At 72.8% G+C, this 24,695-nt stretch carries 20 protein-coding genes and 1 pseudogene; 5 read left to right on the top strand and 16 right to left on the bottom strand.

The features are described from left to right. The 6 genes and pseudogenes from MNZ29_RS10970 to MNZ29_RS10945 all read right to left on the bottom strand — a co-directional run. A pseudogene (locus MNZ29_RS10970) lies at positions 1-273 on the bottom strand (penicillin-binding protein activator); the annotation flags it as partial. Between the two features lie 208 nt (positions 274-481). Next, entirely contained in the window at positions 482-1,612 is a 1,131-nt protein-coding gene (gene dnaJ, locus MNZ29_RS10965; protein ID WP_242334227.1) for a molecular chaperone DnaJ, read from the bottom strand. A 158-nt stretch (positions 1,613-1,770) separates the two neighbouring features. After that, positions 1,771-3,597 (bottom strand): molecular chaperone DnaK, encoded by a 1,827-nt coding sequence (gene dnaK / locus MNZ29_RS10960; protein ID WP_242334224.1) that lies wholly within the window; start codon positions 3,595-3,597, stop codon positions 1,771-1,773. A 7-nt stretch (positions 3,598-3,604) separates the two neighbouring features. Next, positions 3,605-4,276 carry a nucleotide exchange factor GrpE gene (locus tag MNZ29_RS10955; protein WP_242355188.1) on the bottom strand — a complete coding sequence of 224 codons (672 nt, stop codon included), beginning with the start codon at positions 4,274-4,276 and terminating at the stop codon, positions 3,605-3,607. A 158-nt stretch (positions 4,277-4,434) separates the two neighbouring features. Continuing rightward, positions 4,435-5,496: a heat-inducible transcriptional repressor HrcA gene (hrcA, locus tag MNZ29_RS10950; protein ID WP_242334218.1), complete on the bottom strand. Its 1,062-nt coding sequence runs from the start codon at positions 5,494-5,496 to the stop codon at positions 4,435-4,437. Between the two features lie 10 nt (positions 5,497-5,506). Then, positions 5,507-6,217, bottom strand: a complete 711-nt coding sequence (locus MNZ29_RS10945; RefSeq protein ID WP_242355186.1) for a tetratricopeptide repeat protein — start codon at positions 6,215-6,217, stop codon at positions 5,507-5,509. 325 nt (positions 6,218-6,542) lie between these two features. Between MNZ29_RS10945 and MNZ29_RS10940 the strand changes: the two genes are divergently transcribed. The 5 genes from MNZ29_RS10940 (at position 6,543) to pdxA (ending at position 14,745) form a co-directional block, all read left to right on the top strand. After that, entirely contained in the window at positions 6,543-10,382 is a 3,840-nt protein-coding gene (locus MNZ29_RS10940) for a transcription-repair coupling factor (RefSeq protein WP_242355184.1), read from the top strand. 268 nt (positions 10,383-10,650) lie between these two features. Continuing rightward, positions 10,651-11,655: a peptidyl-prolyl cis-trans isomerase gene (locus tag MNZ29_RS10935; RefSeq protein ID WP_242355182.1), complete on the top strand. Its 1,005-nt coding sequence runs from the start codon at positions 10,651-10,653 to the stop codon at positions 11,653-11,655. Positions 11,656-11,657: 2 nt separating this feature from the next. Continuing rightward, positions 11,658-12,611: a peptidyl-prolyl cis-trans isomerase gene (locus tag MNZ29_RS10930; protein ID WP_242355180.1), complete on the top strand. Its 954-nt coding sequence runs from the start codon at positions 11,658-11,660 to the stop codon at positions 12,609-12,611. After that, positions 12,608-13,627, top strand: coding sequence for a peptidylprolyl isomerase (locus tag MNZ29_RS10925; RefSeq protein WP_242355179.1), 1,020 nt, complete (start codon positions 12,608-12,610; stop codon positions 13,625-13,627). The genes MNZ29_RS10930 and MNZ29_RS10925 overlap by 4 nt, the downstream gene beginning before the upstream one ends. A gap of 134 nt (positions 13,628-13,761) precedes the next feature. Further along, on the top strand, positions 13,762-14,745 hold the full coding sequence (pdxA, locus tag MNZ29_RS10920) for a 4-hydroxythreonine-4-phosphate dehydrogenase PdxA (RefSeq protein WP_242355177.1): 984 nt from the start codon (positions 13,762-13,764) through the stop codon (positions 14,743-14,745). Here pdxA and ychF read toward each other — a convergent pair whose 3' ends face one another. From ychF to gyrA, 10 genes are all read right to left on the bottom strand, one after another. Further along, a complete protein-coding gene (ychF, locus tag MNZ29_RS10915) occupies positions 14,746-15,858 on the bottom strand; it encodes a redox-regulated ATPase YchF (RefSeq protein ID WP_242334198.1) in 1,113 nt (370 codons plus the stop codon). Positions 15,859-15,943: 85 nt separating this feature from the next. After that, on the bottom strand, positions 15,944-16,477 hold the full coding sequence (gene atpF, locus MNZ29_RS10910) for a F0F1 ATP synthase subunit B (RefSeq protein ID WP_242355175.1): 534 nt from the start codon (positions 16,475-16,477) through the stop codon (positions 15,944-15,946). A 53-nt stretch (positions 16,478-16,530) separates the two neighbouring features. Then, a complete protein-coding gene (atpE, locus tag MNZ29_RS10905; protein ID WP_242334192.1) occupies positions 16,531-16,761 on the bottom strand; it encodes an ATP synthase F0 subunit C in 231 nt (76 codons plus the stop codon). A 73-nt stretch (positions 16,762-16,834) separates the two neighbouring features. After that, positions 16,835-17,929 carry a F0F1 ATP synthase subunit A gene (atpB, locus tag MNZ29_RS10900; protein WP_242334190.1) on the bottom strand — a complete coding sequence of 365 codons (1,095 nt, stop codon included), beginning with the start codon at positions 17,927-17,929 and terminating at the stop codon, positions 16,835-16,837. Then, the gene (locus MNZ29_RS10895) at positions 17,926-18,294 is read right to left on the bottom strand and encodes a hypothetical protein (protein WP_242334187.1); all 369 of its coding nucleotides are present in this window, start codon (positions 18,292-18,294) and stop codon (positions 17,926-17,928) included. The genes atpB and MNZ29_RS10895 overlap by 4 nt, the downstream gene beginning before the upstream one ends. Beyond that, complete coding sequence (locus MNZ29_RS10890) at positions 18,291-18,554, bottom strand: AtpZ/AtpI family protein (protein WP_242355173.1); 264 nt, start codon at positions 18,552-18,554, stop codon at positions 18,291-18,293. Before MNZ29_RS10890 ends, MNZ29_RS10895 begins: the two co-directional genes overlap by 4 nt. Before the next feature lie 149 nt (positions 18,555-18,703). After that, entirely contained in the window at positions 18,704-19,834 is a 1,131-nt protein-coding gene (locus tag MNZ29_RS10885; protein WP_242355172.1) for an aminotransferase class V-fold PLP-dependent enzyme, read from the bottom strand. Further along, positions 19,835-21,124: a glutamate-1-semialdehyde 2,1-aminomutase gene (gene hemL, locus MNZ29_RS10880; protein ID WP_242355170.1), complete on the bottom strand. Its 1,290-nt coding sequence runs from the start codon at positions 21,122-21,124 to the stop codon at positions 19,835-19,837. Positions 21,125-21,141: 17 nt separating this feature from the next. Next, positions 21,142-21,981 (bottom strand): tetratricopeptide repeat protein, encoded by an 840-nt coding sequence (locus tag MNZ29_RS10875; RefSeq protein ID WP_242334175.1) that lies wholly within the window; start codon positions 21,979-21,981, stop codon positions 21,142-21,144. Beyond that, positions 21,978-24,686, bottom strand: a complete 2,709-nt coding sequence (gene gyrA / locus MNZ29_RS10870) for a DNA gyrase subunit A (RefSeq protein WP_255821338.1) — start codon at positions 24,684-24,686, stop codon at positions 21,978-21,980. The genes MNZ29_RS10875 and gyrA overlap by 4 nt, the downstream gene beginning before the upstream one ends. Positions 24,687-24,695: the final 9 nt, after the last annotated feature.

Genomic DNA, 24,695 nt, shown 5'->3' with positions numbered 1-24,695 from the left:
CTCGCCCGCCGCGCGCCGCAGCTCGGCGGCCTCGTGCAGCGCGTCGCCCCCGGCCGGCACGCCGCGGTAGCGCGCCGCGAACGCCTCCAGCCGCGCGGCGGCCTCGGCGGGCGGCAGCCCCTTCCCCTCGGCGCGCACGCCCTCGAGGTCGCGGCGCGCGAGCGTGTCCGCGTCCTCGACCGACATCTCCTGCCCGTTCACCACCACCCGCTTCGGGCAGGCAGCGAGGGCGAGGAACAGGAAAGCGAGCACCTTCCGGGCGACGAAGCGCATGGGAACCCCGATCTACTGCGGAACCCGCAGGGTGGGAACAGATTCCCCCGGCTCGGCGCACGATCCCGGGCCTGCGGCGGGCGTCCTCGCTCCTTGCGCCTGCGGCGCACTGCCAGGCGCCGCTGGGCGCGGCTCCCGTCGGAGGAGCGCCTAGGCGCGCGTCGCTGCGGGTACCCGCCTCGGCTCCGGGCTCGTGCGCCTTGGAAAGTTACCCCTTCGCGTCGCGCAGGAGATCGCCGACCTTCTGCCAGAAGCTGCGCGCCTGGGGGTGCGTGTCCTCGCCCGAGATCGCGGCGAAGCGCTCGAGCAGCTCGCGCTGCTCCTTGGTGAGGTGGGTCGGGGTCTCGACGAGGAGCCGCACGTGCTCGTCGCCGCGCCCGCCGCCGGACAGGGCGGGGATCCCCTTCCCCTTCAGGCGGAACACCTTCCCGCTCTGCGTGCCGGCCGGGACCTTGAGCTTCGCCGGCCCGTCGAGGGTGGGGACGTCGATGGTCGCGCCGAGCGCCGCCTGCGTGAAGGAGATCGGCATCTCGCAGAGGACCTCGGTGTCCTCGCGCGAGAAGATCGGGTGATCGCGCACCTGCAGCACGACGTAGAGATCGCCGGGGCTGCCGCCCGCGACCGGCGCGGGCTCGCCCTCGCCGGAGAGCTTGAGGCGCGTGCCGGTGTCCACGCCCGGCGGGACCTTCACCTCGACGGTCGCCTCCTCGCGCAGCGCGCCCTGCCCGGCGCAGGCCGGGCACTTGTCGACGATGACGCGGCCCGAGCCCTGGCAGTGGTGGCAGGTGCGGGCGATAGAGAAGAAGCCCTGGGTGAGGCGGATCTCGCCGGCGCCGCCGCAGGTCGGGCAGGTCTTCGGGCCGGTGCCCGGCTTCGCGCCGGAGCCGTGGCAGGTCTCGCACGCCTTCGGGCGCGGGATGGTGATGCGGGCGACCGTGCCGAACGCCGCCTCCTCGAAGCCGATCTCGAGGTGGTAGCGGAGGTCCGAGCCCCGGGTGCGCTGGCGCTGCCGCCGCCCGCCCGCGCCCCCGCCGAACATCTCCCCGAAGATGTCGCCGAAGATGTCGTTGATGCTGGCGCCGCCGCCGAAGGGGAACCCCTCCGCGCCGGGCATGCCGCCGTTCGTGTGCCCGAACCGGTCGTAGCGGGCCCGCTTGTCGGGATCCGAGAGGACCGAGTAGGCCTCGGACGCCTCCTTGAACTGCTCCTCGGCGTGCTTGTCGCCCGGGTTCTTGTCCGGGTGGAGCTTGTGGGCGAGCCTCCGGTACGCGGTCTTGATCGCCTGCTCGTCCGCGGCGCGCTCGACGCCGAGGACATCGTAGTAGTCTCGCTTATCCACGTGTTTTCGCGCCCTTCCGCAGCGGACCACCCGCGCCGGCGGCAATATAACGCACGCGGCGGGGCTGACAATTCGGCCCGGCCGATCTCGCCCGCCGGCGCGCTACGGGGCGCGCCGCCTCGCGTCCCGGGGGCTCCGGGCGACGCTCGGCGGAGCGGCTAGCTGCCGCCCCCCTGCTGCGCGTAGATCGCGTCCGCGATGCGGTAGGCGCTGCCCTCGAGCCGGCCGAGCGCCTCCTTCACGGCGGCGGCGTCGCCGCCCTCGAGCGTCGCCTTGAGCGCGTCGAGGTCGGCGCGGATCTCGGCGAGGTCGCCCTCGGCGAGGGCGCTCGCGTACTCCTCGAGGCTCTTCTCGGTCGTGTAGATGAGCCCCTCGGCGTTGTTCTTTAGGTCCGCGAGCTCCTTCTTCACCACGTCGTCCGCGCGGTTCGCCTCGGCGTCGCGGATCATCCGCTGGATCTCCTCCTCGCTGAGGCCGGAGGAGCCGGTGATGCGGATCTGCTGCTGCTTGCCGGTGCCGAGGTCCTTCGCCGATACGTGCACGATCCCGTTCGCGTCGATGTCGAAGGTGACCTCGATCTGCGGCACGCCGCGGGGCGCGGGCGGGATGCCCACGAGCTCGAAGCGCGCGAGGGTCTTGTCGTCGGCGGCCATGCCGCGCTCGCCCTGCAGCACGTGGACGGAGACGAGGGGCTGGTTGTCGACCGCGGTGGAGAACACCTGCGACTTCTTGCAGGGGACGGTGGTGTTCTTGTCGATGATCTTCGTGAACACGCCGCCGGCGGTCTCGACGCCGAGCGAGAGCGGCGTCACGTCGAGGAGGAGGACGTCCTTCACCTCGCCCTTGAGGACGCCGCCCTGGATCGCCGCCCCGACCGCGACGACCTCGTCCGGGTTCACGCCCTTGTGCGGCTCCTTGCCGAAGAAGCGCTTCACGACCTCCTGCACCTTCGGCATGCGGGTCATGCCGCCGACCAGGATGACCGTGTCGATCTGCTGGACGGTGACGCCCGCGTCCTTGAGGGCGGTGCGGCACGGCTCGAGCGTCCGCTCGATGAGATCGCCGCACAGCTCCTCGAGCGTGGCGCGGTCGAGGGTCTCGGCGAGGTGCTTCGGGCCGCTCGCGTCGGCGGTGATGAACGGGAGGTTCACCTCCGTCTCGGTCGCGCTCGAGAGCTCGTGCTTCGCCCGCTCCGCGGCCTCCTTGAGGCGCTGCAGCGCCATCCGGTCGCGCGTGAGGTCGATGCCGGTCTGCTCGCGGAAGCGCCGCGAGAGCCAGTCGATGAGCCGCTGGTCGAAGTCCTCGCCGCCGAGGAAGGTGTCGCCGTTCGTCGCCTTCACCTCGAACACGCCGAGGTTGAGCTCGAGGACGGTGATGTCGAAGGTGCCGCCGCCGAGGTCGTACACCGCCACCCGCTCGGTGGCGCCCGCCTTCTGCTTGTCGATGCCGTAGGCGAGGGCGGCGGCGGTGGGCTCGTTGATGATGCGGAGCACGTCGAGGCCCGCGATGCGGCCGCCGTCCTTCGTGGCCTGGCGCTGGGCGTCGTTGAAGTAGGCCGGGCAGGTGACGATCGCCTCGGTGACCGCCTCGCCGAGGTAGTCCTCCGCGGTCTGCTTCATCTTCGCGAGGACCATCGCGGAGATCTCGGCGGGCGAGAAGGACCTGCCGCTCGCCTCCACCCAGGCGTCGCCGTTGCCGGCCGCCACGATCCGGTACGGCACGAGCCCCGCCGAGCGCGCCACCTCGGGATCCTGGAACTTGCGGCCGATGAGCCGCTTCACGACGTACACCGTCGACTCGGGGTTGGTGATGGCCTGCCGCTTCGCGATCTGGCCGACGAGCCGCTCGCCGCCCTCCGTGAACGCGACCATCGACGGCGTCGTGCGCGAGCCCTCGCTGTTCGGGATGACGACGGCGTCGCCGCCCTCCATCACCGCGACGCAGGAGTTCGTCGTGCCGAGGTCGATGCCGATCACCTTCCCCATCGATCGATCACCCTTCCTTCGGACCCGCGGCCGGGGGCGGCGCGGCGATCGCCACGCCCACCATGGCCGGCCGGACGAGCCGGTCGTGGAGCTTGAAGCCGCGCGCGTGCTCGAGGACCACCGTCCCCGGCGGCGAGGCGTCGGTGGGCACCTGCAGCAGCGCCTCGTGCACGGCCGGATCGAAGCGCTCGCCCATGGCGCTGAAGGCGCTCACGCCGTGCCTCGCGAGCGCCTGCTCGAAGCTGGTCCGCACGAGCCGCACGCCCTTGGCGAGCGCGTCGTCCTCCGTCGCCGCGGCGAGCGCGCGGTCGAGCCCGTCGAGCACGGGCAGCACGTCCTTCACCACCCGCTCGATCCCGAAGCGCTGCACCTCGTCGCGCTCCCGCGCCGCGCGCTTCTTGTAGTTCTCGAGGTCGGCGGCGGCGCGGAGCAGCTTCTCGTGCTCGGCCCGGAGCTTGTCGAGCACCTCCCGCCCCTTCGCCTGGGAGAGCTCGAGCTCGGCCCGGAGCCGCTCGACCTCGCCCGGCTCGGCGGCGGCGGGCGCGCCCTCCACCTCGAGCGGCACCGCCTCGGCCTGGGGCTCGCCGCCCGAGATCCGCTCGACGGAGCGGAGCGCCTCCTCGACCGCGTCGAGGGGGATGTCCGCCCGGAAGGCACCTTTGTCGTGGGTGTCGGCCATCGCTCGCGATCGGGGGTTCGAAGGGGCGAGCGACGCCGCGGCACGCCTCGCGCCGCGCGCGCGCGCTCGCGGCCATCATGGCACGGGCCCGACGGGCGGAACAAGGATCGCGCGGCGACGGAGCGCGCCCGGCCCGCGGTCCGTGTACGCCGCTCCCGCTACCCGTCCGACAGGGCCGCGAGGGCGCGCGAGATGTGGCGCGCGGTGAGATCCACGAGCGGTATGACGCGCGCGTAGTTCATGCGCGTGGGGCCCACCACCGCGAGCGTGCCGAGCACGTGATCGCCGCGCCCGTAGGGCGCCGCGATGACCGAGACGTCCGGCACCGCCGCGAACTCGCTCTCCGCGCCGATGAAGATCTGCACCTCCTGCGAGGTGAGCACGCGGTCGAGCACCCGCAGGATGCGGTCCTTCTCGGCGAACGCCTTGAGCAGCGCCCGCGCCTTGCGCACGTTCGCGAACTCCGGCGCGTCGAGGAAGCTCTCCTCGCCGTCGACGAGCACCCGCTCCTCGTTCGGCGCGAAGGACTGCTCCGCGAGCGAGAGCGCCTTCTGGAGGAGGTCGTGCAGCGCGCTCTGGTCGGCGCGCATGTCGGAGAGGATCTGCTCGCGCACCGCCGGGAGCGTCTCCGCCGCGGCCGCGAGCGCCTGGATCTTCTCGTTCAGGTAGTGCGCGGCGCGCTCGAGGTCCGCCGCCGCCATGGGGAACTCGAGCTGCACGAGCTTGTTCGTGACGATCCCCGCCTCGGAGACGAACACGGCGAGCACCCGGTTCTCGCGCAGCCGCACGAACTCCACCTGGCGGACGGGATCGACCCGAGGCCGCGGCGTCGTGACCACGCCGGCGTGGTGCGAGAGCGAGTGGAGCAGGTCGGCGGTGCTCTCGAGGAGCTGGCCCACGTCGTTCGCGGCGTGGGCGAGCCGCTCGATGCGGTCGCGGTCCTGCGCCGAGGGCGGGCGCATCTTGAGGAGCGAGTCGACGTAGAGCCGGTAGCCGCGCTCGGTGGGGATCCGCCCGGAGGAGGCGTGCGGCTTCTCGAGGAAGCCGAGCTCCTCGAGATCGCCCATCACCGACCGCACCGTGGCGGGAGAGCAGTCGAGCTCGTGGCGTGCGAGGAGCGGCTGGCTCGCGACCGGCTCGCCGGTCTGGATGTAGTCCTGGACCAGCGCGCGGAGGATCTCGCGCTCGCGTTTGTCCAGCTCGCCTGTGGGCCCCGGCATCGGTCTCCGCCTACTCGCCGGCGAGGTGCCTCTCCGCCGCCGCGGCGAGGGCCGCGAAGCGGCTCCCGGAGAGCTCCCGCCAGCGCGCGCCCGCGAGCGCTCGATCGCCCGACGCCTGGGCGACGAGCGCCTCGAGGTGAACGCGCTCCTCGGGGTAGACGTAAGCGAACGCTGCCCGCGCCGCACCCCCGTCGTCGAGCCGCAGGGCCTCGGCGAGGGCGGCGCGCGTGGCGTCCTGCTCGCCGCGTCCGTCGGCGAGCAGCGCGAGCGCGTACCAGGGCTCGGGGCGCGCCGGATCGATGGCGCGCGCGGTCTCGAGGTAGGCCTCGGCGGCGGAGACGTACCCCTCGGCGGCGTAGAGCTCGCCGAGGTTCACGAGCGCCGCCTGCTGCTCCCGGGGCCTGCCGCTCGCGACCACCTCGTCGAGCAGCCGGCGCGCCGCGTCGGCGTGCCCCTCGAGCAGGTAGCTCACCGCGAGGTCGTTGAGCGCGGCCAGGCGATCGGGATCCTGGGCGAGCGACGCCTCGAAGGACGCGCGGGCGCCCGCGAGGTCGCCCGCCCGGACACGCTCAGAGCCGGCGCCCGGCGGGCTCGCGAGCGTGGCGAGAATGGGCGCCGCGTCCTCGCGAGCGGCCGGGCGAGGCTCCGCCCCGCCGCACGCAGCGAGGGCGAGCGACGCGAGGGCCGCAGCGATGGAGGAGCGGGGGATCGGTGGCCGCACGGGTGCCTCTACGGCGTTCCAGGGCTGGTCCGAGTGTAGCGGTGCCCCAGAGGCCGATCAAGGAAGCAGGTGGCGCAGCGGGCGCGGCGGGATGGGGGGAGTTAGGATCAGGGCGAGGCGTCGGGCACGGCGAGGATCGGCGTGAACGCTCCCCCGAAGTCGCGAACGCTCCCCACGGGGGCGAGCGACTGCGGCGGCGCGAGCACGGCGAAGGTCGTCCGTTGAGCCCGGCGCCTCTTCTTTTCGACCGCGTCCCGAGCGGGCATGAAACGCGCGCGCCCCCAGGCGGCGTCGCAAGTAAGATGCCGCCCCCGAGCCGATCGCCGTGATCACGACGAAGCCTTCCTCAGACGAGACTGCCCCGACCGACGCGCGCGCCCGCGTTCGCCGCGCCCTCGAGACCCAGCGGCGCGCCGACGTGGTGGGCGTCGCCGGCGCCGCCCGCGGATACCTCGTGCGGGAGCTCCTCGCGCCGGGCCCCGCCCGGGCGCGCGCGGTCCTCGCGGTCGCACCCGATGAGGAGGACGCGGACGGGCTCGCGCGGGACCTCGCCTTCTTCCTCGGGCGGGACGCCGTCGTGCGCGTCCCGTCCGACGCGGTGCTGCCCTACGACGATCTGTCGCCGGACCGCGGCGTGGAGATGGAGCGGCTCTCCGCGCTCGCGCGTCTGCATCTCTTTGGTGCTGGGGGGCTCGATGAAGCCGCGCCCCCCAGACCCCCGCTCGCTCCGGGGCAGCCTCAGCCGGCTGCCCCTGCGCTCGCCTTCGCGCCGATCCGAGCGGTGGTGGTCTCGGCGCGCGCGCTCGCGCGGCGCATGGTGCCGCGGCGCGTGTTCGAGGCGGGGGCGGACCTCCTCGGCAAGGGCGTCTCGATCGAGCGCGAGGCGCTCGCCGCGAAGCTCGTGCTGCTCGGCTTCACCCGCACGCCCCTCGTCGAGGATCCCGGCACGTTCGCCGTCCGCGGCGGCATCGTCGACCTGTGGAGCCCGGCCGACGCGGCGCCCGTGCGGCTCGAGTTCTTCGGCGACGAGATCGAGAGCTGCCGCGCCTTCGACCCGCAGACCCAGCGCAGCGAGGGCGACGTGGCGGAGGTGCTCCTCTCCCCGGCGCGCGAGGCGCTCTTCTCCGACGAGGGGAAGGAGGCGGCCAAGGCGGCGGTGCGCGAGGCGGCCGAGCGCGTGAACCGCCCCACCTCGCGGGTGCGCGAGGTGCTCGACGCGATCGACGCCGGCACCCCGTTCTTCGGCATGGAGGCGCTCCTCCCCGGCTTCCACGCCGGGGGGCTCGGCACGCTCCTCGACTACCTACCCCCGGGCACCCTCGCCTACGTGGACGACGCGGCCGGCGTGGAGGAGGCGCTGCAGGAGCTCGACGCGGAGCTCGCCCGCGAGCACGAGGCCGCGCTGCGCCGCGAGGAGCTGGCCCTCCCGCCAGAGGCGCACTTCGTCCCCGCCGCCGAGGCGCTCGCCGCGCTCGCGGCGCGGCCGGTGGTGCGCCGCCACGGGGTGTGGCTCGGGACGGCGGAGCCCGTCCGCTTCTCGCTCTCGGACACCCACGCCATCCGCGGGGAGATCGAGGCCGCCCACGGCGACGAGGGCGCGCTCGCCCCGCTCACCCGCCGCCTCGACGAGTGGCGCCGGCGGGGCATCGCGGCCGTGGTCGCCTGCGGCTCGCCCTCCACCGCGGACCGGCTCCGCCGGCTCCTCGAGGATCGGCGCCAGGCATTGCGCGCGCACGAGGGCCCTCCCGGCGATCCGCGCGCGATCTTCGACCCCGCCATCCACGCCCACGTGTTCCAGGGCGAGATCTCGCAGGGCTTCGTGGACGGCGAGGCGGGGCTCGCGGTCGTCGCCGACGAGGAGATCTTCGGCCGGCGGGTGCGCAAGAAGGCGCGGCGCACCAAGGAGGAGAACGCCTTCGCGGCGGCCTTCCGCGAGCTCAACGATGGCGACCTCGTCGTCCACGTCGAGCACGGCATCGCCCGCTACCTCGGCCTCACCAAGATGCAGATCCGCGGGGTGGAGGGCGACTTCCTCGTCCTCGCCTACGACGGCGCGGACCGGCTCTACCTGCCGGTCGCGAAGCTGCGCCAGGTGCAGAAGTTCACCGGCGCCTCGCCGGAGACGGTCCGCCTCGACCGGCTCGGCGGGCAGTCCTTCGCGCTCCGCAAGGCGCGGGTGAAGGAGCAGCTCCTCAAGATGGCGGCGGAGCTGCTCGACATCTACGCCGCACGCGCGGCGCACCCGGGCTTCCAGTTCGCCCAGCCGGACGGGATCTTCCGCGAGTTCGAGGCGGAGTTCCCCTGGGAGGAGACGCCCGACCAGGCGAAGGCGATCGCCGACGTGATCACCGACATGACGAAGGGTTCCCGTCTGCGAGCGAAGGGGCAGTCGGCTGAGGCTGCCCCGGAGCGAGCGGGGGGACCGGGGGGGGGAGCCTCATCCGCCCCCCCAGTTCCCATGGACCGGCTCGTCTGCGGCGACGTCGGCTACGGCAAGACCGAGGTGGCGATGCGCGCCGCCATGCTCGCGGTGCTCTCGAAGAAGCAGGTGGCGGTGCTCGTCCCGACCACCGTGCTCGCCTCGCAGCACGAGCGGACCTTCCGGGAGCGCTTCAAGGGCTACCCGGTGCGCATCGAGGCGGTCTCCCGGATGAAGACCTCCGAGGAGGTGAAGCGGATCCTGAAGGACGCCGCCCAGGGGAAGGTCGACATCGTCGTCGGCACGCACCGGCTCCTCGCCGCGGACGTCTCCTTCAAGGAGCTCGGCCTCGTGGTGGTGGACGAGGAGCAGCGCTTCGGCGTCGCGCACAAGGAGCGCCTGAAGAAGCTCCGCAAGCTCGTGGACGTCTTGACGCTCACCGCGACGCCCATCCCGCGCACGCTGCACATGAGCCTCGCCGGCGTGCGGGACCTCTCCATCATCGCCACGCCGCCGGAGGATCGGCGCGCCATCCGCACCTTCGTCATGAAGTTCGACCCGCAGGTGGTCAAGGAGGCGATCGAGACCGAGCTGAAGCGCGGCGGGCAGGTGTACTTCGTCCACAACCGCGTCCGCTCCATCAACGCGATGCAGAAGTTCCTCGCCGAGATCGCGCCCGAGGCGCGGGTGGGCGTCGCCCACGGGCAGATGGGCGAGGGCAAGCTCGAGGAGGTGATGAGCCGCTTCGTCCGCAAGGAGCTCGACGTGCTCCTCGCGACGTCGATCATCGAGAGCGGCCTCGACATCCCGAGCGCGAACACCATCATCGTGAACCGCGCCGACCACTTCGGCCTCGCGCAGCTCTACCAGATCCGCGGCCGCGTCGGCCGCAGCCGCGAGCGCGCCTACGCGTACCTGCTCGTGCCCGCGAGGCGCCCCGTGACGAAGGACGCCCAGAAGCGCCTCGAGGTCCTGCAGCGCTTCAGCGAGCTCGGCGCCGGCTTCAAGATCGCGAGCCACGACCTCGAGATCCGCGGGGCGGGGAACCTGCTCGGCAAGGACCAGTCCGGCCAGATCGAGGCGGTCGGCTTCGAGCTCTACTCCGAGCTCCTCGACGAGGCGGTGCGCGAGCTCAAGGGCGAGCCGCCGCGCGAGGACATCGATCCCGACGTGCAGCTCCCGGTGCCGGCCTTCATCCCCGACCCGTACATGCCGGACGTCCACCAGCGGCTCTACTTCTACAAGCGGCTGGCCCAGGCGACGACCGACGAGGAGCTCGACGAGGTGCGGGCGGAGATCATCGACCGCTGCGGCGATCCGCCGGAGGAGCTCGACGCACTCTGCGACGTGATGGCGGTGAAGGTGCGGCTGCGCGCGCTGCGCATCCGCGCCATCGAGGCCGGCCCCGGCCGGCTCGTCCTCACCCTCGGCGAGACGGCCGCGCTCGACCCGTTCCTGCTCGCGAAGCACGTGGCGGCCTCGGGCGGCGCGCTGCGCCTCACCCCGGACATGAAGCTCGTCTCGGCGCTCCCCGGCGCGAAGCCTCCGCCGGCGAAGGCCCCGCCCGGCAAGCCTGCCAGGATCGTGAAGGGCAAGGCGGCCCCGCGCCCTGCGCCGGTGGCCGTCCGGACGGCGGCGGTCGGGCTCGTGCCGTCGCCGGCCATGGAGCTCTCGACCGGGCGCGAGCTGCTCGGCGCCGCCCGCCAGCTCCTCGCCGGCCTCGCCCGCTGCGCGCGGCCCGAGTGAACCGGCCGCGGCGCCTGGCCGCGCTTCGCGTCGGATCGCGCCCCTCGAGCGGGCGCCGGGACAGGGCTTTGGGAGCCGGGGGCGCGACCTGGCGCGCGAGGGACGGCGGGCCACCCGACGGGGGGACCTCGTCCTTGATCCCCCCCTCGTTCCGTGCTCTTTTCAGCCGCTCCAAGCCAGCGCCCGAACCCCCGGCGGGGAAGAACGGGGCGTGGTCCTGCGTTGGCTGACCGGCCTTTACCGCACGTCTTCCCGAAGGAGCACCCGCATGCTGCGCCGTTCCCTCGTCATCGGCCTCTGCGCGCTCGCCGCCGCCTGCCAGTCGCCGAAGGACAAGAAGTCGGGCCCCGTGATCGCGAAGGGTAACGGGGTCACCATCACCGCCGACGAGTTCAAGGCCCGCCTCGACGAGCAGTCGCCGTTCATCCGGGCGCGCTACTCGACGCTCGAGAGGAAGAAGGAGTTCCTCGACAACCTCATCCGCTTCGAGGTGCTCGCGCGGGAGGCCGAGAAGCAGGGCCTCGCGACGGATCCCGACGTGCAGCTGACCCTGAAGAAGATCATGGTCCAGAAGCTCGTCCAGAAGAACTTCCAGGACCTCGAGCGCGCGAAGGAGGTCCCCGAGCCCGAGCTCCAGAAGTACTACGACGAGCACAAGACGGACTACTTCCGGCCGAAGCGCGTGCGCGTCGCCGCGGTGGTGTTCGAGGCGCCTGCCGGCTCGCCCGAGCGCGCGAAGAAGCTCTCCGCCGCGAAGGCCGCGCTCGCCAAGATCAAGGCCGACGAGCAGAAGAACCCGCTCGCCTTCACGCAGGCGGTCTCGCAGTACTCCGAGGACGCCGCCACGAAGAACGCCGGCGGTGACCTGCAGTACAAGTCGCACGAGGAGCTCACGGCGGCCTACTCGAAGGAGCTCGCCGACGCCGCCTTCGCGCTCTCCGCCGGGCAGACCTCCGGCGTCGTCGAGACGCCGAAGGGCTTCTACCTCCTCAAGCTCACCGCCCAGCAGGAGGAGCTGAACCGCTCCTTCGACCAGGTGAAGGCGCAGATCCAGAACAAGCTCTACCGCGAGAAGAAGACGAAGGAGTTCGACGAGTGGCTGAAGCGCCTCAAGGACGAGGCGAAGATCTCCGTCGACGAGAAGGCCCTCGAGGCGGTGGAGGTCAGCGCCGCCGCGCCGGGCGCCATGCCCGGGATGCCCGGCACCGGGATGACGGGGGTCATGCCCCACGGCCCGATGCCGAGCGCGACCCCCGCCCCGCCGGCGAAGTAGGCGTGCGCGCGAGGCTCCTCATCCCGCTCGCGGCCCTCGGCGTGCTCGCCGGGGGCTGCGGCCGGTGCGGCGGCGAGAAGAAGGACGCGCCGCCCGCGCCGCGCGCCGTGGCGCTCGTGAACGGCGAGCCCATCGGCGCCGACGTCCTCGCGCGCGAGCTGCGCGAGACGCGCGCCGGCGAGGCCCAGGCCGACGGCGGGGGCGACACGCTCCGCCGCGGCCTCCTCGACGAGCTCGTGGATCGGGCGCTCCTCCTCCAGGAGGCGCGCGCCCGGTCCATCGTGGTGGGCCAGGACCAGGTCGAGCGCGCGTTCCTGCGGGTGCGCGCCGAGTACCCCGGCTCGAACTTCGACGACCTCCTCGCCCAGCAGCGCCTCGGCCAGGCGGACCTCAAGGGGCGGCTCAAGGACCAGCTCACCATCGAGCGGCTCTTCGAGGAGCAGGTGTTCCCGCAGGTGCAGGTCGCCGACGGGGAGATCCAGCGCTACTACGCGGACCACGCGGCGGAGTTCGAGGAGCCGGAGCGGGTGCACGTGCTCCAGGTCGTGGTGTCGACCAAGGAGGAGGCGCTCGCGATCCGCGACCGCCTCCGCAGGAACCCGCAGACCTTCGCGGAGGTCGCGCGCAAGTCGTCGATCGCCCCGGAGGGCAAGGCCGGCGGCGACCTCGGCTTCATCGGGCGCGGCGCGGGGTTCCCCGAGGTCTTCGACGTCACCTTCTCCCTGCCCCTCAACAAGGTGAGCGACGTCACCCCCTCACCGTACGGCTTCCACGTCTTCAAGGTGATCGACCGGCGCGCCGCGGCCCGGCGCTCGCTCGACCAGGCGCGGCCCGAAATCGCCGAGAAGCTCACCCGCGAGAAGCGCGCGCGGGCCCAGGACGATTATCTCAAGGCCTTGCGCGAGCGCGCCCGCATCGAGATCGACGAGAAGGCCCTCGCCGGAGTGAATCCGTGACCCCTGCCGCCCTCCCCCTGCTCGTCCTCCTCGCCGCCGCCCCTGCCGCCCCCGCGGCCCCTGCGGCGCCCGCGACGCCTCCCCCGGCGGCCGCCCCTCACCAGGTCGTCGACCGCGTCGCCGCGCTCGTGAACGGCGAGGTGGTGACGCTCTCCGAGCTCGCCGACCGCGCCGGCCCCGCGCTGCTCAAGGCGGAGCAGCTCAGCCCGGGGCCCGAGCGCGACCAGGCCCAGGCCGCCGCGCTGAAGCGCGCCCTCGACGACGTGATCGCCGAGCGGCTCCTCCAGGCGAAGGCGGCGGAGCTGCAGCTCGAGGCGACCGAGCAGCAGATCGACGAGGCGGTCGCGGACATCAAGAAGCGCAACGACTTCGACGACGCGGCGCTCGAGCGCGCGCTCAAGGAGCAGGGGCTCGACCGGGCCGCCTTCCGCGCCAACGTGAAGCGCGAGTACGACGCCTTCCTCGTCCTCCAGTACGAGGTGCGCTCCAAGGTGAAGGTCTCGGACGACGACCTGCGCAACTACTACCAGTCCCACCCGCAGGAGTTCGGCGGCGAGGACGAGGTGAAGGTCCGCCACATCTTCCTGCCCCTGCCGGACGGCGCCACGAAGGCGCAGCAGGAGAAGGTGCAGGAGCAGATGACCCGCATCCTGCAGCGGCTCAAGACCGGCGAGGACTTCTCGGCGGTGGCGCGCGAGGTGTCGAAGGGCCCCTCCGCCGCCGAGGGCGGCGACCTCGGCTGGCTCCGCCGCGGCACCATCGAGAAGGCCCTCGAGGACGCGGCGTTCGCCCTCAAGCCGGGCGAGCTCTCGCCGCCCGTGCGCGCCGGCCCCGGCCTGCACGTCTTCAAGGTCGAGGAGCGCCGGGCGTCGGGGACGAAGTCGTTCGAGGACGCGAAGGAGGAGATCCGCGCCCACCTCGTCGACCAGCAGGCGGGCACCTACCGCCAGCAGCTCATCGCCGAGCTGCGCCGCGACGCGCTCGTCGAGACCAAGCTGCCCGAGCTGCAGAAGTGAGCGTCCGCGCGCGCGGGCACGCGGTCGCCGTCGCGCCGCGACCCAGCGCCTCCTCGCCCCGGGCGCCGAGGCGCCGCGCCGCCGCGAGCGCGCGGCCGGAGCGCGCCCGGGTCCCCGCGCTTCCGCGCATCGCCGTGAGCCTCGGCGACCCCTCGGGCGTGGGCGCCGAGGTGACCGCCAAGGCGCTCGCGGCGCTGCGGGGCGCCCTCGTGCCCTACGTCTTCGGCGACGCGCGCGTGCTCGCCCGCGAGCTCGCCTCGAGCGGGCTCCCGCTCGTCGTCCCCGGCGCGCCGCTCCCGCCGGAGGGCGCGCTCGTCACGGTCACCCGGCTCCCCGCGGGCGCGGTGCGCCCCGGCCGCCCCGATCCCCGCGCCGGCGAGGCCCAGCTCGCCGCCCTGGAGGCCGCCTTCGACGCCGTGCGGCGCGGGGACGCCGACGCGCTCACCACCGCCCCGGTGTCGAAGGCCCAGGTCGCCCGCGCGCTGCCCGGCTTCGTGGGCCACACCGAGTGGCTCGAGGCCCGCTGCGGGGTGCGCCGCTCGGTGATGATGCTCGCCGGCGAGAAGCTCAAGATCGCGCTCGTCACGAACCACGTCGCCTTCGCGAAGCTCAGGCGCGCGCTCACCGTCGAGCGCATCGCCGAGACGCTCGTCATCACCCACCGGGCGCTGCGCGAGGACCTGGGCCTCGCGCGCCCGCGCCTCGCCCTCGCCGCGCTCAACCCGCACGCCGGCGAGGAGGGCGCGTTCGGCGACGAGGAGAAGACGCTCCGCCCCGCCGCGCTCGCCCGGGCGGCGCGCGCCGGCGCCCGCGCGCGCGGGCCGTTCCCCGCGGACTCGGTGTTCTTCCGCGCCGCGCTCGGCGAGTTCGACGCGGTGGTCGCCCTCTACCACGACCAGGGGCTCATCCCGGTGAAGCTCCTCGACGCGGTGGGCGGGGACCCGGCGGTGAACGTGACGCTCGGGCTCCCCATCGTGCGCACGAGCCCGGATCACGGGGTCGCCTACGACATCGCCGGCAGCGGGGTGGCGAACCCGGCCTCGATGATCGCCGCGCTCCGCCTCGCCGCGCGCATCGCGGGGGTCAGGGCGCAGGCCCGCCCGACCCGCGGCCGCTGATCACACATTAAACCTAAAGTGCATCACGTCGCCGTCCTGGACGACGTACTCCTTGCCCTCGATGCGCAGCTTGCCCTTCTCGCGGGCGGCGGACTCGCTCTTCAGCTCGAGGAGATCCTCGATGCGGATCACCTCCGCCTTGATGAAGCCCTTCTCGAAGTCGGAGTGGATGACGCCCGCCGCCTGGGGGGCGCGCGAGCCCGCCTTCACGGTCCAGGCGCGGCACTCGTCCTCGCCGGCCGTGAAGTAGGTGATGAGGCCGAGCAGCCGGTAGCCCGCGTGGACGAGCCGGTCGAGGCCGGGCTCCTCCAGGCCGAGCGAGGCGAGGTACTCCTCCCGCTCGCCGGGGGCGAGCGCGGCGAGCTCGGACTCGACCTTGCCGGAGATCTCCACCATGGGCGCGCCCTCGGCGTCGGCGAGCGCCTTCACGGCCAGGATGCTCGGATCGGTCGCCTCCTTGCCGAGCTGCGACTCGTCCACGTTGGCGATGTAGAGCACCGGCTTCGAGGTGAGGAGGAAGAGGTCGGCGAGCAGCGCGCGGTCGTCCTCGGAGAGCTTCTGCGCGCGGACGGGGGTGCCCGCCTCGAGGCCGGCCTTGGCGCGGTCGAGCGCGGCGAGCTCCGCCTTGGCGAGCTCGCCGGGCTTCCCCGGTGCCTTGGCGTTCTTCATGGCCCGCTCGCGCCGCTTCTCGACCGACTCGAGGTCCTTCAGCATGAGCTCGGTCTCGACGACCTCCCGGTCGCCGCGCGGATCGACCTTGCCCGCGACGTGCACGACGTCGGGGTCCTCGAAGCAGCGCAGCACGTGGGCGATCGCGTCGACCTGGCGGATGTTGCCGAGGAACTGGTTGCCGAGCCCCTCGCCCTTGGAGGCGCCGGCCACGAGGCCGGCGATGTCCACGAACTCGAGGGTGGTGGGGGTGGTCTTCTTCGGCTTGAAGAGCGCCGCCAGCCGCTCGAGCCGCCGATCGGGCACCGGCACGACCCCCACGTTCGGCTCGATGGTGCAGAACGGGTAGTTCGCGGCCGCGGCCTGCGCCGCGCCGAGGAGCGCGTTGAAGAGGGTGGACTTCCCCACGTTGGGGAGGCCGACGATGCCGATCGAGAGACCCATGCGACCCTTGAATCTAGCCCGCGGAAAATGGAAACGCTCCGGCGGACGCGGGGCCCGCCGGAGCGTCTAGACCGGTCCGGCCGCGCTAGGCGGCGCGGTTCGCCGGGAGCTGCGCGATGTAGTCCTCGACGAGCTTCCGCTGCGAGGCGTCGTCGAGGTTCGCCTTCACGAGGCGAGAGGCCGCGTCGATGGCGAGGTCCGCGACCTGCGCGCGGAGCTCCGACATCGCCTTGGTCTTCTCCTCGTCGATCTGCCTGCGGGCGGAGGAGACGAGCTCGTCCGCCTCCTTGCGGGCGCGGGCGGTCAGCTCCTGGCGGAGCACCTCGACCTCCTGCTGGTTGCGCCGCGCGAGCTCGGCGGCCTCGCGCTGCGCGTGGGCGAGCGAGGCCTTCTGCTCGGCGAGCATCCGCTCCGCCTCGGCGCGCTCCTTCTTGGCCGCCTCGATCGCCTCGCGGATGGTCCGCTCCCGCTCGTCGAGCATCTTGACGATGGGCCCCCACGCGAACTTGGAGAGGACCACGAGCAGGAACAGGAACGTGATGGCCGCCCAGAGGGTGAGGCCGGGGTTCAGGTCCGTGAGCCCTCCGGCTGCGAGGGGCAGGGACGCGAGGGAGGCCATGCGCGACTCCGTGGGTGAAGAGGAGGTGAAGGTTCGACGAGCCGGATGTGCCCCTACGCCTTGATGGCGAGGAGCACGCAGACGACGATCGCGAAGAGCGTCACGCCCTCGATGAGGGCGGCGGCGATGATCATCGAGGTGCGGATGTCGCCGGCGACGGTCGGCTGGCGGGCGGAGCCCTCCATGGCGGCGGCGGCGAGCTTGCCGATGCCGAGGCCGGCGCCGAGGACGGCGAGGCCGGCGCCGAAGCCGGCGGAGAGGAACGCGAGGGCGGTGGAGGTCATGGTCGTCTGCCTTGTCTTTCAGAGGTGCGGGATTACCGGGCCGCGTGATTCCCGTGGCGCGTGGAGCGCTCGACTACCCATGGCCGGGGGACGCCCCCGCCACGTGAGAAGCGTGGTTGCCGTGATCGACCGAGCCCATGCCCGGCTCGGCGTGGCCGTGCTCGCCGTGCTCCTCGTCGTGGCCGTGGTGCGCGAGGCCCTGACCGATGAAGAGCGACGAGAGCATGGTGAAGATGTAGGCCTGCACGAACGCGACGAAGAGCTCGAGCAGGTAGATGCCGAGCGCCATCGGCACCGAGCCGAACGCCACGCCCCAGTGGCCGAGGGCGAAGATGAGGCCGATGAGCGAGAAGATGACGATGTGGCCCGCCACCATGTTGGCGAAGAGACGGACGGTGAGAGCGAAGGGCTTCGTGAAGAGGCCCAGGATCTCGACCGGGATCATGATGGGCCACAGCCACGGGGCGACGCCGCCCGTCAGGTGCTTCAGCCAGCCGCCGAGCCCCATCGCCTTGATGGCCGCGTACTGCGTGATGACGAAGGTGAACAGGGCCAGGGCGACCGTGACGGACAGGTTGCCGGTCGCGGTGGCGGACCAGGGCAAGAGGCCGAACAGGTTGACGAAGAGGATGAAGAAGAAGGCGGTGACGAGGTACGGGACGAAGCGGTCGCCGTCGTGCTCGCCGATGTTCTTGCGGGCGATCTCGTTCCGCACGAACTGCACGAGCATCTCGAGGAAGTTGTAGAGGCCGCGGGGGACGAGCCCCTTCCTGCGCACCGCCGAGACGAAGGCGACGATGAGCACGAGCGAGGCGATCCACATCATCACCGCGTGCTTCGTCGGCGTCATGTCGAGCGAGCCGAAGACGAGCGGGCCCGACGCCTTGCCGGTGGCGTGATCGCGGTGCGTGCCGAACACGTGGTCGAGGTCGACCTCGCAGTTCCAGGCGAAGCCGCCCTCGCAGTAGCCCGGGTACTCGAGCGTGTGACCGTCGGTCACGTGGTGCATGAGCGACTCGGAGAGGCCGCCGCCGTGCCCGCCCGCCTCGCCGTGGCCGCCCTCGGCGGCGGGCGCGGCGACCTCGGGCGTCTCGTGCGCCGGCGCCTCATGCGCGGCGGGCGCCTGAGCGAGGGAAAGCGTGAGCGCGAGGGTCAGGATGGCGGTCATGCGGCCCTTCCCGTGAAGCGGCGAAGCGAGTGGAGGTAGACGCCCTCGACGGCGCTGAAGGCGAAGTACGGCACGAAGAAGGCGACGACGAAGGCGAAGACGTTCTCGCCGGCGCGCGCCACGAACACGGTGCCGAGCGCGACGAGGAGGATGCGGGCGAGGAACGCGACGGTCATGACGAGCAGCGCCGGCTTGAGGGGCTTCTCGGCGTTCTTCACCGAGCGGGCGAGCACGAGCATCGACAGGAGGGCGGTGAAGCTGCAGGCCGTCGCGCCCACGAGCGCCGCGCGCCGGTACTGCCCCGCGGCGAGCGCGAGGCCGACGAAGGCGAGCGAGAGGGCGACGGTGATGACCTGATGCTTCACTTCTTTCCCTTGAGGACCTGCCTGAAGAAGCTGATGAAGCCGCCCGTCATGCCGAGCACCGCCCCCAGCATCGTGAGCCAGGGGACCTCGTTCCCGAGCTTCCGGTCGGCGAGGTAGCCGAGGAACGTGAACACGCCGACCGCGCCGACGAGGCTCGAGGAGGCCGCCATGTACGGCGCGGCCTTCCGGTACCCCTCCGCGAGCCCGGAGAGCCCCTTGTCCTCGTTGGACCCGCGATTTCGATCCTCGGGATCCGCCAAAGACCCTCCGCTGCCGGCCTCTCCGCAACCCCGGAGAAGCGGGATTCCCCAATGCTTCCGCGGGCGGAAAGGCACGCCCGTATAGCAGGGGCGTGGCGCACACGTCAATGGTCTCGCACCCCGCCGGGAGCGCTCCCACCCCGATCTGCTCAGGCGAGCGCGGCGAGCAGCCGGTCGACGTCCTCCTCGGTGCTGTAAAGGTGCGGCGACACTCGGATCCGGTCGCCGCGCAGCGACGCCCAGATCTTGGCCGCGCGGAGCCGCTCGTACGCGGCGAGGGTGGCGGCGGAGGACTGGGCGCGCAGGCAGAGGAGGTGGCTCCGCGCGGCCGGCTCGAGGGGGCTCGCCGGGACGAAGCTTTGCGGCAGGCGCGCGAGGAGGCGGTCGCCGAGCGCACGGGCGTGCGCCTGGACCGCGGCGGGCGTCGCCTCGAGGAGGAGGCGCAGCGACTCGGCGAGCGGGAGCAGGTTGAAGAACGCCGCCGTCTCGTGCGCGTCGTAGCGCTGCGCGCCGGGCCGAAGCTCGATGTCGGCGGGCAGGTTGCCGTAGTCCTCCGCGCCCTTCACCGCCCACCAGTTCAGATCCCCCACCGCGAGCCGGTCGAGCACCTGCGCCGAGAAGAGCCCGAGCCCGCAGCCATACGGGCCGAGCAGGTGCTTGTAGGCGGAGGCGGCGTAGACGTCGACGCCGGAGCCGCCGAAGTCGAACGGCAGCGCGCCCGCCGCCTGGCTCCCGTCCACCACCGTGATCGCCCCGAAGCGCCGCGCCGCCTCGACCACCGGCCCGGGCTCGAGCCGCCCGCCGTGGAGGTACGAGACGTGGGCGAACGCGACGACGCGGGTCCGCGGACCGACCCCCTCGGCGAGCCGCTCCGCCGAGACCGCGCCCGTCGGATGATCCGGCTCGACGACGCGGATCGCGACGCCGCGGCGGGCGAGCCAGCGCCAGGGCAGGTCGTTCGAGGGGAACTCGTGCCGCGCGAGCACCACCTCGTCGCCCTCGCCGAGGTCGAGCCCGCGCGCGACGGCGTTCACCACCTGACCCGCCCCGGTGACGAGCGCCACCGCCTCCTCGCGCGCGCCGAGGAGGCGCGCCGCGAGGGCCCGCGCCTCGGAGACGGCCGAGACGTAGGTGGCCGCCGAGATGCGCCAGGGCCGCTCCTTGAGGGCGAGCGCCTCGCGCCCGGCGCGCGACGCCGCGAGCGGGATGGGGCCCTGGCTCGCGGCGTCGAGGTAGGCGACGCCCTCGAATGGCGCGAAGCGCTCCGCCCAGCCGGGCATCTAGACCTTCGCGGCCTCGGCGAACGCCGCCTCGGCCGCGAGGAGCGTGTGCTCGACGTCGCCTTCGGAGTGCGCGGTCGAGAGGAACGCCGCCTCGAACTGCGAGGGCGGGAGGTAGGCGCCGCCCTCCAGCATGCGGTGGAAGAAGGCGCCGAAGCGCTTCGTCGAGGAGAGCCGCGCGCTCGCGGCGTCGAACACCGGCTTCTCCGAGAAGAACACCGTGAGCATGGAGCCGACCCGGTTCACCTGCACCGGCACCTTGGCGGCGGCGGCGCGGGCGCGGAGCCCGTCCGCGAGCTTCGCGGCGAGGTTCTCGAGCTTCTCGTAGGCGGCGGGGGTCATGAGCCGCAGGGTGGCGGTCCCGGCCGCCATCGCCATGGGGTTCCCGGAGAGCGTGCCCGCCTGGTAGATGGGCCCCGCCGGCGCGACCCGATCCATGACGTCGGCGCGCCCGCCGAAGGCGCCCACCGGCAGCCCGCCCCCGATGACCTTGCCGAAGGTGACGAGGTCCGGCCGGAGGCCGAAGAGCCCGCAGGCGCCGCCCGACGACACGCGGAAGCCGGTCATCACCTCGTCCACGATGAGGAGCGCGCCGTGCTTGCGGCACAGGGTGAGCAGGCCCTCGAGGTAGCCCGCCCTGGGGACGAGCACGCCCATGTTGCCGACCACCGGCTCGATGATGACGCCGGCGAGGCGGTCGCCCCGCTCGGCGAAGAGCCGCTCGGCGGCGGCGAGGTCGTTGTACGGCAGCGTGAGCGTGTGCTTCGCGAGGTCCGCCGGCACGCCCGGGGAGTCGGGCAGCCCGAGCGTCTCGACGCCGGAGCCCGCCTTCACGAGGAGCGGATCGCCCGCGCCGTGGTAGCAGCCCTCGAACTTGAGGATGTCGTCGCGCCCCGTGAAGCCGCGCGCCACGCGAATGGCGGCGGTGGTGGCCTCGGTGCCCGAGGAGCAGAAGCGCATCTTCTCGATCCAGGGCATCCGCTCGCGCACGAGCTCCGCGAGGGTGATCTCGCGCGGCGAGGGGGCGCCGAACGAGGCGCCCTCCTTCATGGCGTCCTGCACCTCGCGCATCACCTCCGGGTGGGCGTGCCCGACGATCATCGGACCCCAGGAGAGCACGTAGTCGACGTAGTCGTTGCCGTCGACGTCGACGAGGTGGCTGCCCCTGCCGCGCGCGATGAACCGGGGCGTCCCGCCCACGCCGCGGAACGCGCGCACCGGCGAGTTCACGCCGCCGGGGAACAGGGTCTGCGCCTTCGCGAACAGCTTCTCCGACAGCTCGGTCTTCATGGCTTTCCTCTCGGTGACTAGCGGAAGGCGGCGGCGCGATCGCCCGGCAGCGTCGCGGGCTTCGCCCGCTCGCGGCGCTCGGTGACCGCCTCGATGTTGGTCCGGATCGCGTCCGGGTTCGGGTGGATGGGCAGCGCGAGCGCGTACAGCTCGAGCGCGCGGTCGAAGCGCCCCGCCTGCGCGTGGATGAGGGCCTGCCCCTCGAGCGCGCGGGCCGCGAGCTCCGGGCGCGGCTTGCTGTCGATGAGCGCCTGGAAGGCGGAGAGCGCCTCGTCGTCGCGCTTCTCGAGCGACCACGCCTGGGCGGTGAGGAGCTGCGCCTCGTCGGCGAGCTCGTGATCGGGCCACTTCTCCCGCAGGATGCGGGCCTCGGTGCGCGCCTGCGACCAGTTCTTGAGCTCGAGGTAGGCGCGGGCGACCTCGAGCTGGTAGCGCGGCGCCTCCGGCGCGCTCGAGGCGGCGACGTCCGCGTACTGGGCGATCGCGGCGAGCGGGTCGCGGAAGCGCTCGCGGTAGATGTCGCCGATCTGGACGCGCGCCTCGCGCGCCTCCTTGCCGCCCGGGTAGAGCGCCACGATGCGCCGGTAGTAGGAGATCGCGCCGGTGTAGTCGCCGAGCTCGAGGTACGAGACGTCCCCCGCGAAGCGCAGCGCCTTGCAGCGCACCGCCGCCTCGTCGGGCGAGAGCGTCGCGTCGCCGAGCTCGGCGAGCACCGCCTTGTAGCCCTGGAGCGCGCCCTTCGGGTCGCCCGCGTGGCGCTTCCCGTTCGCCTCCTCGAGCCGCTTCGCCGGCGAGGCGCAGGCGAGCGCGAGCGCCGCCGCGAGCGCGGCGGCGAAGGGGCCCGACCGCCGCCTCACGCGCCTGCCTCCGGCTCCCCGCCGCCCTGGTCCTCCGGCCCGCCCTCGGGCGGCTCCTCGCCCTCCGCCGCCTCGGCGACCCCGGCCGCCGCCGCCTCGGGCGTGGTCTCGGCGACGCGCGCGAGGCCCACCACCTGCTCGGACTTGGACTCGAGGGTGATGAGGCGGACGCCCTGGGTGTTCCGCCCGATGAGGCTGATCCCGCGCGAGGGCATGCGGATGAGCATGCCGCCGTTCGTGATGAGCATCACCTCCTCGGCGTCGGACACGAGCGCCGCGGCGACCACCGGGCCGTTCCGCTCGGTGGTCTTGATGGTGATGATGCCCTTCCCGCCGCGGCTCTGGATGCGGTACTCGGCGAGCTCGGTGCGCTTGCCGTAGCCGTTCTGCGTGACGGTGAGGATGGTCGGCGCGGGCTCGCCCTCCGGCGGCGCCGCCGGGATCGACTCGGCCGAGACGACCGCGTCCTCCGCCTCGAGGGTGATGCCCTTCACGCCGTAGGCGGTCCGCCCCATGGCGCGCACGTCGGACTCCTCGAAGCGGATGGCCATCCCCTGCGCGGTCGAGAGGAGCACGTGGCTCTTGCCGTCGATGAGCCGCGCGGCGATGAGCTCGTCGCCCTCCTCGATGCCGAGCGCGATGATGCCGGCCGCGCGCGGCCTCGCGAACTGCTCGAGGCGGGTCTTCTTGATGAGCCCCCGGCGCGTGGCCATGAACACGAACTGTCCGGGCTCGGCGGCGACCGCGCCGTTCGCCTTCTCGGCGGGCTCCGCGGCCTCGGCCTCGCCCGGCTCGGCGGCGATCTCGGCCGCATCCTCGGCGCCGGCGGGCTCCGGGAGCCGCCGCACCGGCAGGATCGCGGCGACCTTCTCGCCCGGCGAGAGCTGCACGAGGTTCACGATGGGCTTGCCGCGCGCGGCGCGCCCGGCCGGCGGGATCTCGTGGACCTTGAGCCAGTAGACCTTGCCCTTGTCCGAGAAGACGAGCAGGTAGCTGTGCGTCGAGGCGACGAAGATCGCCTCGAGGAAGTCCTCGTCCCGCGTGGCCGCGCCGGTCTTGCCGCGCCCGCCGCGCCGCTGGGCGCGATAGAGCGACACCGGGTTCCGCTTCACGTAGCCGGCGTGGGAGACGGTGACGACCATCTCCTCCTCGGCGATGAGGTCCTCCGTGGAGTAGTCGGTCGCCTCGCCCAGGATCTCGGTGCGCCGCTCGTCGGCGAAGAGCTGCCGCACCTCCTTCAGCTCCGAGACGATGACCTCCATGAGGACGGCCTCGGAGGCGAGGATCTCCTTCAGGCGGCCGATGAGCTTCTGCACCTCGGCGAGCTCGTCCAGGATCTTCTGGCGCTCGAGGCCGGTGAGGCGCTGCAGCTGCATCTCGAGGATGGCCTTCGCCTGGAGCTCCGAGAGGGCGAAGCCGGTCATGAGCCCGTCGCGGGCCGCGTCGCGGTCGGGCGCCTTGCGGATGAGCTCGATGATCTCGTCGAGGTGGTCGAGCGCGATCTGCAGGCCGAGCAGGATGTGCTCGCGCTCGCGCGCCTTGCGCAGCTCGAAGCGCGTGCGGCGGGTGACCACGTCGCGGCGGTGGGCGACGAAGCGCTCGAGCAGCTCCTTCAGGTTGAGGATGCGCGGCTGGCCGCCGTCGATGGCGAGGAGCGTCACGCCGAAGCCGGTCTGCATCTGCGTGTGGGCGTACAGGTTGTTCAGCACCACCTGCGCGACCGCGTCACGCTTCAGCTCGATGACGATGCGCATGCCCTCGCGGCTGGACTCGTCGCGGAGGTCGCTGATCCCCTCGAGGCGCTTGTCGCGCACGAGCTCGGCGATGTGCTCGACGAGCTTCGCCTTGTTCACCTGGTAGGGGATCTCGGTGACGACGATCGCCTCGCGCTCGGTCTTGGGGTGGACCTCGACCGACGCGCGCGCGCGCACCTGGATGGTGCCGCGCCCCTTCTCGTAGGCGGCGCGGATGCCGTCGCGCCCCTGGATGATCCCGGCGGTCGGGAAGTCCGGCCCGGGGATGAAGCGCATGAGCTCCGGGACGGACGCCTTGGGATTCGAGATGAGGTGCGCCACCGCGTCGAGCACCTCGCCCATGTTGTGGGGCGGGATGTTCGTCGCCATGCCGACCGCGATGCCGGCCGAGCCGTTGACGAGCAGGTTGGGGAAGCGGGTGGGGAGGACGAGCGGCTCGACGGTCGAGTCGTCGAAGTTCGGCCCCCAGTCGACCGTCTCCTTGTCGATGTCGGCGAGGAGGAAGTCGGCGAGCCGCTCGAGGCGGGACTCGGTGTACCGGTAGGCCGCGGCGGGATCGCCGTCGACCGAGCCGAAGTTGCCCTGGCCGTCGATGAGCGGGTAGCGGAGGTTCCAGTCCTGGGCGAGCCGGACGAGGGCGTCGTAGACCGAGGAGTCGCCGTGGGGGTGGTACTTCTTCAGCACCTCGCCGACGACGCCGGCGCACTTCGAGTAGCGCTTGTTGTGGTGCAGCCCCTCGGTGTGCATCGCGTACATCACGCGGCGGTGCACGGGCTTCAGGCCGTCGCGCACGTCCGGCAGCGCGCGGCCGATGATGACCGACATCGAGTAGTCGAGATACGACTTGCGCATCTCGTCTTCGATCGCGACCTGGGCGCGCTGCCCGTCTCCGGGCGGCGGCGCCCCGGGGGCGGCGGCGGGCGGGCTCGGCGGGAGGTTCTCTTCGGCCATCGGAGCTCT

Source organism: Anaeromyxobacter sp. SG64, assembly GCF_022690745.1.
GTDB classification, from domain to species: Bacteria; Myxococcota; Myxococcia; order Myxococcales; family Anaeromyxobacteraceae; genus Anaeromyxobacter; species Anaeromyxobacter soli.
Note: the sequence above shows the minus strand (reverse complement) of the source record. Positions and strands in the feature narration are given on the sequence as shown.

Excerpts from the sequence above, each read along its gene's own strand:
- dnaK (WP_242334224.1), bottom strand. The coding sequence starts at position 3,597 with ATGGGGAAGGTGATCGGCATCGACCTCGGCACGACGAACTCCTGCGTC.
- MNZ29_RS10955 (WP_242355188.1), bottom strand. The coding sequence starts at position 4,276 with ATGGCCGACACCCACGACAAAGGTGCCTTCCGGGCGGACATCCCCCTC.
- hrcA (WP_242334218.1), bottom strand. The coding sequence starts at position 5,496 with ATGCCGGGGCCCACAGGCGAGCTGGACAAACGCGAGCGCGAGATCCTC.
- MNZ29_RS10935 (WP_242355182.1), top strand. The coding sequence starts at position 10,651 with ATGCTGCGCCGTTCCCTCGTCATCGGCCTCTGCGCGCTCGCCGCCGCC.
- ychF (WP_242334198.1), bottom strand. The coding sequence starts at position 15,858 with ATGGGTCTCTCGATCGGCATCGTCGGCCTCCCCAACGTGGGGAAGTCC.
- atpF (WP_242355175.1), bottom strand. The coding sequence starts at position 16,477 with ATGGCCTCCCTCGCGTCCCTGCCCCTCGCAGCCGGAGGGCTCACGGAC.
- atpE (WP_242334192.1), bottom strand. The coding sequence starts at position 16,761 with ATGACCTCCACCGCCCTCGCGTTCCTCTCCGCCGGCTTCGGCGCCGGC.
- atpB (WP_242334190.1), bottom strand. The coding sequence starts at position 17,929 with ATGACCGCCATCCTGACCCTCGCGCTCACGCTTTCCCTCGCTCAGGCG.
- MNZ29_RS10885 (WP_242355172.1), bottom strand. The coding sequence starts at position 19,834 with ATGCCCGGCTGGGCGGAGCGCTTCGCGCCATTCGAGGGCGTCGCCTAC.
- hemL (WP_242355170.1), bottom strand. The coding sequence starts at position 21,124 with ATGAAGACCGAGCTGTCGGAGAAGCTGTTCGCGAAGGCGCAGACCCTG.
- gyrA (WP_255821338.1), bottom strand. The coding sequence starts at position 24,686 with ATGGCCGAAGAGAACCTCCCGCCGAGCCCGCCCGCCGCCGCCCCCGGG.